The following is a 15,565-nucleotide window of genomic DNA, read 5'->3' as shown; positions in this document are numbered from 1 at the left end:
GAAGGATGGCGATGCGATCGCGCTTTGGAATTCTCGCGGCGCTGCTCCTGACCGCCGTGCCGGCCGCGGCACAGCAATGCGGCGGCGATTTCGAGGCATGGAAGCAGGGCGTGGCGGCGGAGGCCAGGGCGGCCGGCGTCGGCGCTGCCGGCCTTGATGCGCTGGAAAACGCCACCCTCGATGAGAAGGCGCTGGCACGCGACCGCGCCCAGGGCGTCTTCACCCAGACCTTCATCGAATTCTCGAACCGCATGATCTCGTCCCACCGGCTGAAGCAAGGTGCGGCCAATCTGCAAAAATATGCCGAGATCTTTGCCCGCGCCGATCGCGAATTCGGCGTCCAGGCGCCCGTCATCGCCGCTTTCTGGGCCCTGGAAACCGATTTTGGCGCCGTGCAAGGCGATTTTCATACACTGAACGCACTGGTCAGCCTCTCGCATGACTGCCGCCGCCCGCGGTTGTTCCGGCCGCAGATCGTGCCGCTGCTGATGCTGATCGATCGCGGCGTGGTGCCGGCCGACGTGACCGGTGCCTGGGCCGGCGAGATCGGCCAGACGCAGATGTTGCCTTCCGACTATCTCGGCCACGGCGTGGACGGCGACGGCAATGGCCTGGTCGACCTGCGCGGAAGCGCGCCTGATGTGATCATGAGCACGGCCAGCAAGATCCAGTCGCGCGGCTGGAAGCGCGACCAGCCCTGGATCGAGGAAGTCCGTGTGCCCGACGATTTGCCGTGGGAGCAGACGGGACGCACCAACAAGCTGCCGTTGATGCAATGGACCCAGTGGGGCGTTACCAGGCCCGACGGTACGCCGCTTCTCGACAACGGCCTGAAGGCCGGCCTGGCGCTGCCCATGGGTCGCAAGGGGCCAGCCTTCCTGACCTACGACAATTTCGACGTCTATCTCGAGTGGAACCAATCCTTCACCTATGCCCTGACCGCGGCAAATCTTGCCGCCCGGCTGGGGGGCGCGCCGCGATTCGATCCGCGCAACCCCGACCCCGGCCTCAACGGCGACCAGATGAAGGCGCTACAGACCAAGCTCGAGGCGAAAGGCTATGACGTCGGCACCGTCGACGGCATTCTAGGCACCAACACCCGCGAAGCGATCCGCAAGGAGCAGATGCGGCTGGGCCTGCCGGTCGACGGCTGGCCGACGCTCGAGCTGCTGGCGAGGCTGTGAGGGCGGTGAATGGTGAATGGTGAAAAGAATAGCACCGGAGCCGCACTGAACACCAGAGCTACTACTATTCACTATTCACTATTCACATCACCGCCTGGCAAGCAAGAAATCGATGAAGGCTCGCAGCGGCGCGGGAACCTGCCGGGAACTTGCGTGATATAGATAAAAACCCGGAAATCTCGGCGACCAGGCTTCGAGAAAGCGGATGAGCTTTCCCGCTTCGATCCACGGCCGGACCTGGTATTCCAGCATGTACGCCACGCCGACCCCATCCAGAACCGCCCCGATCATCAGGTCCGTATCGTTGACCGTCAGGCCACCGCTGACGGCCACTTCCAGGGCACGTTGGCCTCGGGCGAACTCCCACCGGTAGAGATTGCCGCCGCTCGGCCACTGGAAATTGATGCACTGGTGCTGATGCAGGTCCGCGGGGTGACGGGGTATCGGGTGATGCTGCAGATACCTCGGCGCCGCCACTGCAGCCATCTCGAGCTCCTCGCTGAGCTTCACAGCCACCATATCCTTGTGCAGCCGCTCACCCAGTCTGATTCCAGCATCGAAGCGGCCCTCGACGATGTCGGTGAGCATGTCGTCGACAATGATTGTGAGGGCGATATCGGGATAGGCGCGGCGGAAATCGCCGAGGATCGGCGCGATGAAACGCGTGGCGGCGATGCGCGGAACATTGATGCGCAGCGAGCCTGCTGGCCGGCCGCGTGATGCATGCGCGTCCGCGACGGCGCCTTCCAGTTCGCCGAATGCCGGTGCGATGCGGGCAAACAGCTTCTCGCCCTCAGCGGTCGGCGACATGCTGCGCGTGGTGCGGTTAAGCAGGCGGACACCGAGACGCTCTTCCAGCCCACGTATCGTCTGGCTGAGTGCTGGAGGCGAAATCCTGAGCTTGGCCGCGGCGCGGACAAAGCTGCCCTCTTCGATGATTGCTGCAAATGCCGTGAGTTCGGAAAACTCGCTTCCTCGCATTATGTACCTCAGGCTTAACAAGTCAGTCAGATAATAGGCTATTCTCTGAGCAATAGCATGCCCCTAGCTTTTCCCCTGAACGCCGCTCGATCGAGGCGGCCGTAGCCAGACGAAGGAACAGCCATGCATCGTCCACTCGAAGGCAAGACCGCACTTGTGACCGGCAGCTCGCGCGGCATCGGACGCGCCATCGCCGAGGGGCTCGCGGCCAAGGGTGCTGCCGTGGTCGTCAACTATGTCGGCAACGAGAAAGCAGCCAGGGAAGTCGTTGCCGCCATTGAAGGGATTGGCGGAAAAGCCGTCGCCATCCATGCGGACGTCTCCAGCATCCCCGACATTCGCAAGTTGTTCGACGAAACCGAACGGCAGATGGGGCCGATTGACATCGTCGTAGCCAATGTCGGCGTCGCCGTCATAAAGCCGCTCGTCGAGGCCACCGAAGCGGACTTCGATCATGTGTTCGGGGCCAATGCCAAGGGCACCTTCTTCACGCTTCAGGAAGCGGCGCGCCGCGTTCGCGACGGTGGCCGCATCATTGCCGTCTCCACCGGTGGAACGAAGATGTTCTTCACGCACACGGCGCTTTATCTCGGCAGTAAGGGAGCCGTCGAGCAGTTCGTCCGCGTCCTCTCGCGCGAACTCGGCCCGCGCGCCGTTACCGTGAATGCGCTTTCGCCAGGCTTCACCGACACCGACCTGCTTCCGGAGCGGGACCGGGCCGTGGCCGCCGGCATGTCGCCCTTCGGCCGGATCGGAGCGCCGCGCGACGTCGCCGATGTCGCGGTTTTCCTGGCTTCGGACGAAGCTCGCTGGCTGACCGGCGAGAACATCCAGGCCGGCGGCGGAGTAGCCTGACTGAATGGTGAATGGTGAATGGTGAATGGTGAATGGTGAATGGTGAATGGTGAAAAGAACAACACCTGAGCCGCGCAGAGCACAAGAGCTACTACTATTCACTATTCACTATTCACTAATCCGCCATCGTCTCGAGGCTGGCGAACCCTTGCGGCGCGTCGCCTTCGTCGAATGGCGTTGCCACCTCGACGAAGGTGTCGGGATAGAAGCCGTTGAACCGTGTCCTGAGCGACAGCGAGTAGGCGCCGATATGGCCGATCTCTATCCAGTCGCCGGTATCGACGGTTTCGGGCAGCCAGAACGGCCGCGACAATATATCGACGGAATCGCAGGTCGCGCCGCAGACCTTGAACGGCACGATGGTCTTGTCCTCGCCATTGCGCGAGCGGATCGCCGGATCGGGGATGAAGCGCGCCGGCAGCGTGATCTTGCCGGTCCATGAATCCGACAGCGACGCCCAGATGCCGTCATTGATGTAGAGCCTTTTGCCCTTGCGCAGCAGCACGCGCACGATCAGCGACAGGCAGCGCGCCACGATCACTCGGCCGGGCTCGGCCACCAGCGGCATCTGATCGAATTGGTACTCTTGGAGGTCGCCCGATAATCGCGACATGATCTGGCCGAGCGACGGCATCTCCGGCTTGCGGCTGTTCGGGTCGTGGCCATATTCGGCCGGAAAGCCGCCGCCGACATCCAGCCCGGCAATGTCGAAACCGACGCGGTTGCGCACCCAGTCGGCCGAAGCCAGCGCCCGCTCATAGGTGTCGGGATCCTCGATCTGGCTGCCGACATGAAAGCACAGCCCGACCTTGTAGCCGGTCCGGTTCAGCCGTTCGGCGAGTTCCACCGCATTGGCCGGTCCGGCGCCGAACTTCTTCGACAGTTCGTAGGCCGCCGAGCCTTTCGTCTGGATGCGCACGAACACGGTGATCGCGCCCGGATCGATGTCGAGCGCCCGCACCACCCTGGTCAGCTTGGTGATTTCGTCCTCATGGTCGAGCGAAATGACGCGAATGGCGTACTTTTCCAGCGCCAGCCTGATGTCCGACTGCGCCTTGACCGGGTGCATGTAGAGCATCTCGGAGTCCGGCGAGACGGCGCGCACGGCAGCGAATTCGCCGGGCGAGGCCACATCGAAGGCGCTGACGCCGGCCTCGACCAGTGCGTTGAGCACGATCTGCTCGCCATTGGTCTTGACCGCATAGGCGGTCTTGCCGGGAAACATGCCCATGAACTGTTTGGCGTCCGCCTTCAGCACCTGCGGGCGGAAGCAATAGATCGGATCGTCCGGGCGCAGCGCCAGCGCTGCCTTGCGGGCATTTTCGAATCGCTGCATGGACGAATCCCTTGACTGAGGCTGCGCACAATTAATCCAAGCTAGCGGCTAATGAAAACAATTCTATGTCTCGCCGCCCCGGCTTCGCGGCGCTACGCGCCGGTTATGGGCGAGCTAGGCCATCGCTCAGGTTTCGGGTGGCCCTTGCGGCCGGATCGGGTATGGCGTGAACAGACGCCTGAAGAGCAAGGCATCTCGTCTGGGAGGACGACCAATGGCGATAGCTGCCACCACCACGATGCGCGGGCCGATGGTGCCCAAGGACTGGCGCAGCTTCTGCTGCTCGGCGCCATCTGGGGCGGTTCGTTCTTCTTTGCCCGCATTGCGGTGGCGGAACTTCCTCCGCTGGTGCTGGTGCTGTTCCGCGTCACCATCGCGGCGGCGGCACTTCAGCTCTATCTTGCGGTTCGCGGCCCATCCTTTCGCCTCGCTTTGCCGCATGCCGGCCTGTTCTTCCTGCTGGCGCTCGCCAACAATGTCATCCCTTTCTCGCTGATCTTTGCCGGCCAGACCGAGCTTGGCGCCGGCGTCGCCTCGGTGCTCAATTCGACGACGCCGTTCTGGACGCTGATCCTCGCCAACGCCCTGACCAGCGACGAAAAGCTGTCTTGGAACAAGCTTGCCGGCATCGCCCTCGGTATCGCGGGAACGGCGGTGATGATCGGTCCCGGCCTCGTCGCCGGGCTCGGCGGCCCGGTCTGGGCGAAATTCGCGCTCATCGGAGCGTCACTATCCTATGCGGTTGCGCTGATGATTGCCCGCCGCTTCAAGGGTGTGCCGTCACCGGTCATTGCCACCGGACAATTGACTTGCTCGACCATCATCATGATCCCGGTCGTTCTGTTCACCTACCGGACCGCCAATCTGTTCTCGGCTTCGCCGCCGGTCTGGGCGGCGGTGCTGGCGCTGGCGCTGCTGTCGACCGCCTTCGCCTATATCCTCTATTTCAACCTTGTCGCCTCGGCCGGCGCCACCAACGCCTCGCTGGTCACGCTCATCGTGCCGGCCAGTGCCATCCTGCTCGGCTTCCTGTTCCTGGGCGAGCGGCTCGAACTGTTCGAATTGGGCGGCATGGCGCTGATTGCGCTTGGCCTCGTCACCATCGACGGTCGCCTGTTCGGGCGGCGTTAGAGATGGCGCTATATGGGCGTGATCGCCGGAACAGATGAACCCTGCCATTCCAGACGCCAGAGACCGCCTTGCCGGAGATTCTGAACGAGATCGGGATGGAAGGCGGCGAGGCAGGTCCCGCCAACATGTCTCACGGAAGGATAGACAAAACCGGTCGCGGCGTCTTGCTTGCGGAGTTGCTTCGCCAGCGCCTGACCGGCAGGATAGGCTAAGGCTGTATCCGGATCGAGCACCGGGTCCTTGCTGAACTCAGCGCCGCGCAGATCGTGAAACGAGCCTATGAAGTCGGCAACGAGCTCCGCATAGTCGGTAACGTTTTCGAACCGTTCGATCGCAGCAAGCTCGCGCGTCAGATGAAACGAGACCTCGCCGAGCGCGGTTTCCGCATCGAACGCACAGTACCAGACGCCCCTGGCATCATCGTTGAAACGATTGCCGCCCGGACGGGTGTAAGCGAACGCCGCATTGATGAAGGTGTAGCCCGGCCTCCCGAAAACCAGTTCGCGCGGATCGAGGTCGGGCAATCCCCCTTGCTGCGCCTGAAGACGGCCGCTGGTGGCTCCTTCAAGCTCCGCAAGGTCCTCCATATCTCCATGATTCCTGGCCAACGGCATCAGGACCGGCTCCTTGAGCCTGCCTGTCGAAATCAGCCGGATCGTGTCGCGCTGGGAAATGTCGGCGCGCGGCGGGATCTGCATTCAAAGTCCGCCACGCAAAGCGTCGATGTGTTGGCGAACCTGCAGCAGCTTCGGAATGCCGCCCTCGATCATCACGTCCAGGGGGCGCCGGCCACCATACAGAGGTCCTTTGTTCGGCAACCGCACCCATTCATCGGCAAGCGCTTCGGAAAACAGAAGCCGCAGTCCCTTGAAGATGCCGATCAGGGCGCTGATGCGTGTCAGCGAATCCTGGGAGAGAACGCCCTCCCACTCGCCTTTCTTCATACGGAACCAGGTTCTCTCCGATACGTCGCCGATCAAGGTGCAGATCTCGGTGCTGGTCAGATGCCAGATGTCTGCGAGCCTGACGATGCCGGCAACAGCCGCTGGCGTGAGCCGCGCCCGTGCCGATGCATCCGCCAGATTTGCCGGCAAAGCCTGATTTGCAGGATCGCGAACCGCATAAGCGACACTCATTCCAACCTCCATCACTTGGCAGACAATATACTGCCAATTGGCAGGATATGCAAGTCCCGGCTATCCTCACAACGCGCTGCTGGTTGCCCATCGCATTCGTATGGCGTGCAGCACCCGGTTGGACATGCAAAGGACGCTCTGACGCTCCGAACCTTCAGTCGGTCCGAAAATCGAATCCGATTTCTGGAGCGGTAGCGCTGCCATTCTCGTTACTGCCCCGGCTTTGCCACAAATTATTCACAGGTCCCGAGCCGGCTTTTGACAAAGAGTTTCAATGCCTAACGGCAAACGGCAGGTCGCAAATTCCACAATCTCGTCGCATTGCAGCAAAGTTTCTGCTTGCCTGTGGCACAAATGACCCTAGACTCTCGCCATAGCTCTTTAAGAGGAGGCTATGACATGGGACTGACGAGGCCGATCAACGCATTGATGATTTGTGCTGCGTTTGCATTCATCGGCGCCCTCATTATGGGCGTCCTTCCATAAGGCCGCTAAGCGGGGGAAGACCAGCACCGAATACTACAAACCATTGAAAGGGCCGGGCATTTTGCCCGGCCTTTTGCATTCCCCCGATCTTTGACATTTCGCTTTACGCCGCGGCCGATCCAGCTGCCTCGACTTCGTGCGACCTGATGCCGATCATGTGGCAGATGGCAAAGACCAGATCGGCCCGGTTCATCGTGTAGAAGTGGAAATCGCCGACGCCGCGCTCGACAAGGTCCAGCACCTGCTCGGCCGCAACCGCGGACGCCACCAGCGCATGCGTTTGCGGGTCGTTCTGCAGCCCATCGAAGCGCTCGGCCAGCCATGCCGGCACCAAGGCGCCGCAACGCGCCGAGAAGTTGGCGACCTGGGTGAAATTGTGCACCGGCAATATGCCCGGCACGATCGGTATGTAGATGCCGGCCCGCCGTGCCCGCTCGACATAGCGTTCATAAAGATCGTTGTCGAAGAAGAACTGGGTGATCGCCCGCGTCGCTCCATTGTCGGCCTTGCGCTTCAGCATGTCGAAGTCGGTGGCGAAATCCGGGCTTTCCGGATGCTTTTCCGGATAGGCCGAGACCGATATGTCGAAATCGCCGGCGCCCTTCAACGCGTCGACCAGCTCGGCGCCATTGGCATAGCCTTCCGGATGCGGCCGGTAGGCCGCGCCGACGCCCTCGGCCGGATCGCCGCGCAGGGCGACGAAACGCTTGACGCCCATATCGGCGAACTCTCGGATCACCGCATCGACCTCGTGACGCGCCGCATCGACGCAAGTCATGTGCGCCGCCGGCGTCAGCGTCGTTTCGTTGAGGATGCGCTTGACGGTGCGGGCCGTGCGCTCGCGGGTCGAACCACCGGCGCCATAAGTGACGGAGACGAATTTGGGCTTGAGCGGCTCCAGCCGGGTGACCGTATCCCACAGCCTTGCTTCCATCTCGTCGTTTTTCGGCGGAAAGAACTCGAACGAAACCCTGACCTTGTCGCCGATGTCGGGGCGGCGGGAGAAGCGGAACTGGTTCATCAGGCGGTTTCCCCTATCGGATACGCATTGGCCGGTTGTCTGTCGTTGGAAGGCTCGGCAATCAGCATGCGCCGATCGCGGCCGAGCCAGAGTTTGACGGTGAGCTTGGCCTCGTTGCCGCCGCGCGGCTCGAATTCCTGGCTGTCCTCGAGATCGAGGCCAGCCTCGGAAAACCAGTCGCCGATTTGCCGGTCGGAAAAGCCGAGACGCATATGCGCGTGCTCCTCGCGCAAGAACTCCAGCGTGTGCGGCGCGAAATCGACGATCACCAGCCGGCCGGCCGGGCGCAACAGCCGTGCCGCCTCGCGGATGGCGCGGGCAGGATCGTCGAGATAATGCAGCACCTGATGGATGGTAACGAGATCGAAGGCGTCGCGCTCGACCGGCGGCGCAAAAATATCGCCCTGCCGCACCTGCGCATTCGAAACGCCGGCCTTGTCGAGATTGGCGCGCGCCACCGTCAGCATCTCGCGCGACATGTCGATGCCGACACCGCGCCGATAGAGCGGCGAAAAGATCTCGAGCAGCCGCCCGGTGCCGGTGCCGAGATCGAGCATTGACTGGAACGGCCGCTTGCCGACGAGCTTGACGAGCGCTGCTTCGACCGCGCGGTCCGGCACGTGCAGCGAGCGGATATGGTCCCAGCTTGCGGCGTTTACCGAGAAATATTCGGCAGCCCGGTCCTGCCGCTTGCGCTTGACCGCGGCCAGCCGTTCGAGATCACGCTCGACCTGCGGATCGGCGCCGCGGATGCCGGAGACCAGCCTAAGCACGAAATCGCGCGAGGTGTCGGAATCCGAAAGCCGGAAGAAGGCCCACGAGCCCTCCTGGTAGCGGCCGATCAACCCGGCCTCCAGCAGCAGTTTCAAGTGGCGCGAGACGCGCGGCTGCGACTGGCCGAGGATTTCGGTGAGATCGGAAACGGTCAGGTCGCCGCGCGACAGCAGTGCCAATATGCGCAGCCGGCTGGATTCGGCCGCCGCCTTCAATGTATCTACCATCGTGTCGAGAGCGACATGCATGCGAGCATTCTCTTTGAAAAAGATATAAACATATGTTTATGTCGATTTTGATAGGCTTGCAAGCGCTATGTCGCTTCCGGACAAGAAAATGACGCATGCGTGGCGGATCGCGCAAAGCCGCAAGCATCGAGGCGAGAACCATGTTCGAAACGCGCAGCGGCGAAAAGCTTCTGGAAACCGACCCGGCAACGATGCCACCGGATGGCCATATCGTCTTCATCGGCCGTATCGCCTCGCCGTGGACTACACGGGAAACCTGCCCCAAAAACATGAGGGCCGCGCGGGAGACGGGACAACCGGCGGTTCTCACGATCGATCCGCTCTATCGGGATGGCCTGCTTGGGCTGGAACGCGCCAGCCACATCATCGTCCTGTCCTGGCTGCACCATGCGCCGCGGCAACTGATTGTCCAGAAACCCCGCCATGCAGTTGAACCGAAGGGTGTCTTTTCGCTGCGCTCCCCTGCCCGGCCGAACCCAATTGGCCTGCATGTCGCCAGGCTGGTTGCCGTCGACATCAACACCGGCCGCGTCGATCTCGACGCCATCGACGTGCTCGACGGCACGCCGGTCATCGACATCAAGCCCTATTTCGCTTCGACCGATGCCTTCGCCGAGGCGACCATGGCCGGGCGGGACGAGTCACCCAGATCGGATGAGCAGTGAGCGCCCCGACCGGCCGCCGCCGCGCTATCGCCAAGGCACTGACAGCGATCCTGCCGCTGGCGCCCTATGCCGACATGGAAAAAATCCGTGCCGATGCCGGCGCCGTGCATATGAAGACCTTGCCGCCGACAATCGCCGTATGGCTGGCGACAATAGCCCACATCCGCCATATGCACACCGACTACGAAAAGCTGCTGGCCGAAGGCTATGACCGCGATTCCGCGCGCTTCTTCGTCATCGAACAGACCAACATCGTACTAACCCGCTGGCGCGCCACCCGGCTGCTCGACGATGAGGATGAGGCGTAGAGCGATGGCAAGCACACGCGTCGAGTTCTACGCTCTTCACCATTGTGATTGGCGAAATCGAGGGGTGACAGCCAATCTCGAAAGTTGCAGGACTGAACGAGGCGCTAACTAGCGTGCCAGCAAGCTCAAGGCAGTCGCGACGATGTCGGCGACCGGACGCGTGCCATCCAAGGTTATTGCCGCCTCATCCGCCGCTGGCGCCTCAAGCGTGGCGAACTGGCTGTCGACCAGGCTTGCCGGCATGAAGTGGCCCTTGCGATTGCCGACGCGCCGCATCGCCGTTGCCGGGTCGATCTCCAAATAGACGAAAACGATATCCGGGCAAAAGCCGCGTAGGCGATCGCGATAGCTGCGCTTCAGCGCCGAGCAGGCAGCGACCACACCGTGCCCGCTTGCGATCGACGCGGCCATGCGCTGGCCGATCGCGTCGAGCCAGCCCTCGCGCAGCGCGTCGGTAAGCGGTTGTCCGCTCGCCATGCGCGCGACGTTTTCGGGCGGATGCAGCCTGTCGCCTTCGATAAAGGGGGCGCCCAATGCTGCTGCAAGCGCGTCGCCGACGACCGACTTGCCGCATCCGGCAACGCCCATCACCACGATGGCGGGTATCGTTCGAACAGTGCTCGCCGGCTTATATGACACGTCGTTCCCGGTCATGCAGGTCAGCGGCTTGCCGGCGCGCGGCCATAGAGCAGCAGCATAGCGACGATGACGACGCCGTAGATGATCTGCCGCCCCGCCTCCGGCATCTGCATGACGGAGAGAATTGATTGCAGGAGCGTGATCAGGATGACGCCGGCGACGGTACCGAGATAGGAGCCCCGCCCGCCGAGGATCGAGGTGCCGCCGAGCACCACGGCGGCGATCGACGGCAGCAGATAGGCATCGCCCATCGACTGTGCCGCCTTGGAGGCATAGCCGGCCAACAGCACGCCGCCGAAGGCCGAGAGCCCACCCGAAACCGCAAAGGCGATCATCACCACGCGCCGTGTGTCGATGCCGGAAAGATAGGCGGCACGCTCGCGGTTGCCGATGCCGTAGACAGTGCGGCCGAAGCCGGTGCGGGTCAGCACGAACACCATTGCGGCGCCGATCAGCGCCCAGATGAGAACTGCGTTCGGCACGCCAGGAACGGCAAAGCCGGTCGCCAGATAGCGCATCGCACCGGTTGCCGAATCCTGCGGCGAGAAACCGCCCGTATAGACCACCATCAGCCCCTGCGCGACCGCGTTGGTGGCGAGCGTGATGATCATCGAGGGAATGCGCAGATAGGCGACGCCAATGCCGTTGACGATGCCGATCAGGACACCGCAGAAGATGCCGAACGGAATGGCAAGCGCCACGCCGACAGGGCCGTACGCGGCTGCGGCACAGGCCATCATGGCGCCGACCGCCACCGACCATGGCACCGACAGGTCGATCTGGCCGAGCAGGATGACCAGCATCATGCCGGTGGCGATGACGCCGAGAAACGAGGCCACCTTGAGCTGCTGCAGCAGGTATTCAGGCGACAGGAAGCTGCGCGAATAGAGGCTGCCGAGCAACAGCAGCAGCACGATACAAGCGAACGCCGTCAGCACCGCCGGGTCGGCGCGGCGAAGGAATTTCGGCATGCGGCCGGCGAGACCACTTACAGTCGTTTCGCTCACAGGAACCACTCCAGCCGGTTGCGGACCCGAAACAGGGCGAAGGCGCCGAGGCTGACCGCGATCAGCAGGATCACGCCCTGGAACAGCGGCTGCCAGAGCGGATCGAAATCGAAGACGAACAGCAGGTCGCCGATGGTGCGGAAGGCGAGCGCGCCGAAGATCGCGCCGATGGCGCTGCCCTTGCCGCCGAACAGCGACACGCCGCCGAGCACGACCGCGGCGATTGAAAACAGCGTATAGGCGTTGCCGCTCGCATAGGCCGCATCGCCGGTATAGGTGAAGAACGTCAGGAACAGCCCGCCGATCGCGGCAAGCAGCCCGGCAAGCGCATAGGCGGCGAACTTTCCACGCCGGATCGGCACGCCGGACATGTAGGCCGCCATCTCCGAGGAGCCGGCTGCATAAGCGGCGCGGCCGAGCACCGACCGGCTGAACGGCACCCAGACGACAAGCACGACCGCCACCAGCGCCACCAGGCTCGCCGGCACAATACCAAACAGGCGCCCGGTCAGCGCGTCGGCGAGCCCCTCATTGACCGAGCCGCCCGGAAACGGCCGCAGCAGCAGCGCGATGCCGAAATAGACCGCGCCGGTGGCGATGGTGGCGACGATCGGCTGCAGGCGCCCATAGATAACGATGGCGCCGTTGATTGCCCCGCACAGCAGCCCGGTGCCGAGCACGGCGATGACGCCGAAGGCGGTCTCGATGCCGGTGCCGACGACCAGCCACGACGCCAGGCAGTTGGTCAGCGTGAAGATCATGCCGACGGAGAGGTCGATGCCGGCGGTGATCACCACCAGCGTCTGCGCCATGGCGACGAAGGCGAGCAGCACGCCCTTGTTCGAAGCCGTCTGTACGACGTTGGCGGTGAAGCCCGCCGGATGGTTCGAGGTGTAGATGACGAACATGACGACGAAGATGCCGAACGCCAGCAGCGTTCCGCGCTGTTCGGCAAGCCAGTAGCGCCAATCCTTCACGCGTCCGCTCCTTGCTTTGGCATCTCTTCGTGAATGTTGAGCGCGCTGGCGATCAGCGCCCGCTCGGTGATTTCGGCGCCGACCAGTTCACGCTTCACCGCCCCGTCATAGAGCACCAGCACCCGGTCGCAGCAGCCGATCAGTTCGTCATAGTCGGTCGAATAGAACAGAATTGCCGCGCCCTGGTCGGCAAGCTTGCGCATCAACTGGTAAAGCTCCTGCTTGGTCCCGACATCGATGCCGCGTGTCGGGTCGTTGAGCAGGATGATCCGCGGCTGCCGCATCAGCCATTTGGCGATGACGACCTTCTGCTGGTTGCCGCCGGACAGCGCGCCGACCGGAATGTCGAGGCCGGCCGTCTTGATCGCCAGAAGACCGACCATGTCGTCGATCAGCCGCTGCTCGGCGGCGCGATCGATGATGCCGGCCCTGGACAGCCGGTCAAGGGCGGCGAAGGAGAGGTTTTCGCGCACCGTCATCGGCAGCATCAAGCCTTCGGTCTTGCGGTCCTCCGGGATCAGCGCCATGCCGATCCGGTCATCGCGCGCGGCGGCCGGGCTGGCGATCGCCACCGGCCTGCCGTCGATCAGGATTTGGCCCGACAGGCCGCGCAGCACACCGAAGAAGGCGAGCAGCAATTCGCGCTGGCCCTGGCCGTCGAGGCCGCCAAGCCCTACCACCTCGCCCGCCCCGACCGACAGCGAGACATCGTGCAGCCGATCCGTCCATGACAGGCTGCGCGCCTCGAGAACCGGCGCGGCTGTAGCAGCCGCCCGCGCGGGCTTGGGCGGAAAGATGTGGCTGTATTCGCGCCCGATCATCAGTTCGACGACCTCATTGTCGCTCTTGGTGCCGGCCGCATAGCTGGCGACATTGCGGCCATTGCGGAACACCGTGCACTGGTCGGCCAGCTCGGCGATCTCGTTCATGCGGTGCGATATGTAGAGCAGCGCCAGCCCTTCCGAACGCAACCGCTTCAACACGGCAAAAACCCTGGCGACGTCAGCGGCGGTCAGAGCCGAGGTCGCCTCGTCGAGGATCAGGATGCGTGGCTTGCGCGCCAGTGCCTTGGCGATCTCGACCATCTGCCTTCTTGAAAGAGGAAGATCCTTGACCAGCGCCAGTGGATGGATATCGGAGGCGCCGGCGCGAGCCAGGGCTTCTTCCGCAACGCGGCGCTGTGCCTTGCGGTCGATCATGCCGAAACGCTTGGGCGGATCGGAAATGGCGATGTTGTCAGCCACGCTGAGTTCGGGGACGAGCGACAGTTCCTGGAAGATGCACACGATGCCGGCCTGGTTGGCGGCGGCCGGCGAAGCGAATTTCACTTCGCTTCCGTCCAGCATCATGCGGCCTTCGTCGGGCGCGACGACCCCCGCCATGACCTTGATCAGCGTCGATTTGCCGGCGCCGTTCTCGCCGAGAATGGCGTGGATGCTGCCTGGAGTGACCGACAGCTCGGCCTTTTCCAGCGCCCGCACGCCGCCATAGCGCTTGGATATGCCTTCCATGCGGAAGAGCGGAACCGCACCGTCCATCGGCCCTCCCCAGGCGCTTGGCAATCAGGATGTCGAGCGCCGACGCCGCGGGATTTCCCGCGGCGTCGGGCTGTTGGAGCTTACTGGTTTTCCTTGCTCTGGCCCATGATTTCCTGCGCCGTGAAATTGATGCCGCAGGTCGGGAAGGAATTGCCGACGAAGAAATTGTCGGACTGGTCGGGGAAGTAATCCTGGCCTGCCTTGAAGTTCGGATCCTCGACGATCGCCAGCGGCAGCTTGACCGCTTGCGGCACGACCTGGCCTTCAAGTGCCGCAATCGCTGTCTTGATGGCAACCGCAACCTGGGCCGGGCCGGTACCGGCCGACGAGCATTTCAGGCCGTCAGCGGCGAACTTGGCGCAGAATTTGCGGAAGCCATTCTCCGTCTCGCCGCCGAACGGCACGAACGGATGCTTGGCATCGATCATCGCCTGCACGATGCCGGTATCGCCGCCCTGCCCGGTAACGCCGTCGAAGGGACCATTGGTGGCAATGGCGTCGGCCGAAGCCTTTTGCGCAACGCCGTCATCCCATTTGCCAACGACCTCGGTGACATCCCACTTCTTGCCGGACGCGTCGAGAACCTCGTGGATGCCGTTGTGACGGTCGGTGTCGACGGACGTGCCGGCGACGCCGCGCACTTCCAGCACCTTGCCGCCGTTCGGCACATGCTTGACCAGCCAGTTGCCCCACAATTCGCCAAGGCCTTTCTGGTCGACATTGACGTTGATGGCATCCTTGGTGTCGAGGATGTTGTCGAAAGCGACCAGCACGACGCCGGCTTCCTTGGCCCGCTTGATGACAGGGCCGAATGCGGTCGGGTTCTGGGCGTTGACGACAATCGCGTCATAGCCGGAATCGATGAAATTGTTGATTGCCGAAATCTGGGCCGGCACGTCTTCGCCGGTCGAGACCACCTTGAATTCCTTGAGCTTGGCCGCGACCTCCGGCTGCGCCGCATAGGCCTTCGCCGTCTGCACCATCTGGATGCGCCACGTGTTGGCGATGTAGCCGTTGGCCAGAGCGATGCGGTACGGGCCGTCTTTTTTGGGGAACTTGAAGAACTGCGTATCGGCAGACCAGGGCGCGAAGCACTCAGGCTCGGCCGATGGCCCCTTGACGATTTCAGGATCGGCGATCGCCGACGAGCTCAGCATGACAAAAGCAGTGGCGGCAACGATACCGCCAACGAGTGACTTGATCATCGATATTCCTCCCAGTTGCAGTTTTGTTTGTTGTTACGTCGATGAATTTGCGTGTTCCCGGCCCGGCACCTCCC

At 63.1% G+C, this 15,565-nt stretch carries 15 protein-coding genes and 1 pseudogene; 5 read left to right on the top strand and 11 right to left on the bottom strand.

All coding sequences use genetic code 11. The annotated features are described in order from the left end of the window. The first annotated feature begins 11 nt into the window (after positions 1 to 11). Positions 12 to 1,184, top strand: a complete 1,173-nt coding sequence (locus tag NKH91_RS09395) for a lytic murein transglycosylase (protein WP_352844531.1) — start codon at positions 12 to 14, stop codon at positions 1,182 to 1,184. Between the two features lie 87 nt (positions 1,185 to 1,271). Here the strand turns inward: NKH91_RS09395 and NKH91_RS09390 are convergent, their stop codons facing one another. Further along, positions 1,272 to 2,165 carry a LysR family transcriptional regulator gene (locus NKH91_RS09390; RefSeq protein WP_023721221.1) on the bottom strand — a complete coding sequence of 298 codons (894 nt, stop codon included), beginning with the start codon at positions 2,163 to 2,165 and terminating at the stop codon, positions 1,272 to 1,274. Between the two features lie 123 nt (positions 2,166 to 2,288). On the opposite strand from NKH91_RS09390, the gene NKH91_RS09385 reads away from it, so the two are divergent. Continuing rightward, a complete protein-coding gene (locus NKH91_RS09385; RefSeq protein WP_352844532.1) occupies positions 2,289 to 3,020 on the top strand; it encodes an SDR family oxidoreductase in 732 nt (243 codons plus the stop codon). Positions 3,021 to 3,135: 115 nt separating this feature from the next. Here the strand turns inward: NKH91_RS09385 and NKH91_RS09380 are convergent, their stop codons facing one another. Then, positions 3,136 to 4,356 (bottom strand): alanine racemase, encoded by a 1,221-nt coding sequence (locus NKH91_RS09380; RefSeq protein WP_352884882.1) that lies wholly within the window; start codon positions 4,354 to 4,356, stop codon positions 3,136 to 3,138. A gap of 214 nt (positions 4,357 to 4,570) precedes the next feature. On the opposite strand from NKH91_RS09380, the pseudogene NKH91_RS09375 reads away from it, so the two are divergent. Beyond that, positions 4,571 to 5,487, top strand: a pseudogene (locus tag NKH91_RS09375) (DMT family transporter). An 8-nt stretch (positions 5,488 to 5,495) separates the two neighbouring features. Here NKH91_RS09375 and NKH91_RS09370 read toward each other — a convergent pair. The 4 genes from NKH91_RS09370 to NKH91_RS09355 all read right to left on the bottom strand — a co-directional run bounded on the left by NKH91_RS09370 (position 5,496) and on the right by NKH91_RS09355 (position 9,152). Continuing rightward, entirely contained in the window at positions 5,496 to 6,185 is a 690-nt protein-coding gene (locus NKH91_RS09370; protein ID WP_352950967.1) for an RES family NAD+ phosphorylase, read from the bottom strand. Continuing rightward, complete coding sequence (locus tag NKH91_RS09365; protein ID WP_023676794.1) at positions 6,186 to 6,623, bottom strand: MbcA/ParS/Xre antitoxin family protein; 438 nt, start codon at positions 6,621 to 6,623, stop codon at positions 6,186 to 6,188. It abuts the gene before it with no gap. A gap of 589 nt (positions 6,624 to 7,212) precedes the next feature. Next, the gene (gene metF, locus NKH91_RS09360; RefSeq protein ID WP_023676795.1) at positions 7,213 to 8,130 is read right to left on the bottom strand and encodes a methylenetetrahydrofolate reductase [NAD(P)H]; all 918 of its coding nucleotides are present in this window, start codon (positions 8,128 to 8,130) and stop codon (positions 7,213 to 7,215) included. Next, a complete protein-coding gene (locus NKH91_RS09355) occupies positions 8,130 to 9,152 on the bottom strand; it encodes an ArsR/SmtB family transcription factor (protein ID WP_352844534.1) in 1,023 nt (340 codons plus the stop codon). The genes metF and NKH91_RS09355 overlap by 1 nt, the downstream gene beginning before the upstream one ends. A gap of 140 nt (positions 9,153 to 9,292) precedes the next feature. Here NKH91_RS09355 and tsaA point away from each other — a divergent pair, with 140 nt between their 5' ends. Both tsaA and NKH91_RS09345 read left to right on the top strand, forming a co-directional pair. Then, complete coding sequence (gene tsaA, locus NKH91_RS09350; RefSeq protein ID WP_352844535.1) at positions 9,293 to 9,817, top strand: tRNA (N6-threonylcarbamoyladenosine(37)-N6)-methyltransferase TrmO; 525 nt, start codon at positions 9,293 to 9,295, stop codon at positions 9,815 to 9,817. Beyond that, positions 9,814 to 10,125, top strand: coding sequence for a DUF2293 domain-containing protein (locus NKH91_RS09345; protein WP_352844536.1), 312 nt, complete (start codon positions 9,814 to 9,816; stop codon positions 10,123 to 10,125). Before tsaA ends, NKH91_RS09345 begins: the two co-directional genes overlap by 4 nt. 108 nt (positions 10,126 to 10,233) lie before the next feature. On the opposite strand, the gene NKH91_RS09340 is transcribed toward NKH91_RS09345, so the two are convergent. The 5 genes from NKH91_RS09340 to NKH91_RS09320 form a co-directional block, all read right to left on the bottom strand. Next, on the bottom strand, positions 10,234 to 10,779 hold the full coding sequence (locus NKH91_RS09340; protein WP_352844537.1) for a gluconokinase: 546 nt from the start codon (positions 10,777 to 10,779) through the stop codon (positions 10,234 to 10,236). Positions 10,780 to 10,784: 5 nt separating this feature from the next. Continuing rightward, positions 10,785 to 11,771, bottom strand: a complete 987-nt coding sequence (locus tag NKH91_RS09335; RefSeq protein WP_023721231.1) for an ABC transporter permease — start codon at positions 11,769 to 11,771, stop codon at positions 10,785 to 10,787. Continuing rightward, entirely contained in the window at positions 11,768 to 12,748 is a 981-nt protein-coding gene (locus NKH91_RS09330; RefSeq protein ID WP_023721232.1) for an ABC transporter permease, read from the bottom strand. The genes NKH91_RS09335 and NKH91_RS09330 overlap by 4 nt, the downstream gene beginning before the upstream one ends. Continuing rightward, positions 12,745 to 14,286: a sugar ABC transporter ATP-binding protein gene (locus NKH91_RS09325; protein ID WP_352844538.1), complete on the bottom strand. Its 1,542-nt coding sequence runs from the start codon at positions 14,284 to 14,286 to the stop codon at positions 12,745 to 12,747. Before NKH91_RS09325 ends, NKH91_RS09330 begins: the two co-directional genes overlap by 4 nt. 80 nt (positions 14,287 to 14,366) lie before the next feature. Continuing rightward, on the bottom strand, positions 14,367 to 15,491 hold the full coding sequence (locus NKH91_RS09320; protein ID WP_352481560.1) for a sugar ABC transporter substrate-binding protein: 1,125 nt from the start codon (positions 15,489 to 15,491) through the stop codon (positions 14,367 to 14,369). Between the last annotated feature and the right edge of the window lie 74 nt (positions 15,492 to 15,565).

Origin of the sequence: Mesorhizobium sp. M0894 (genome assembly GCF_040319725.1) — a bacterium.
In the GTDB taxonomy this organism is placed as follows: Bacteria; Pseudomonadota; Alphaproteobacteria; order Rhizobiales; family Rhizobiaceae; genus Mesorhizobium.
The sequence above is the reverse complement of the archived record's forward strand: the minus strand, read 5'-3'. Positions and strand labels throughout refer to the sequence as shown.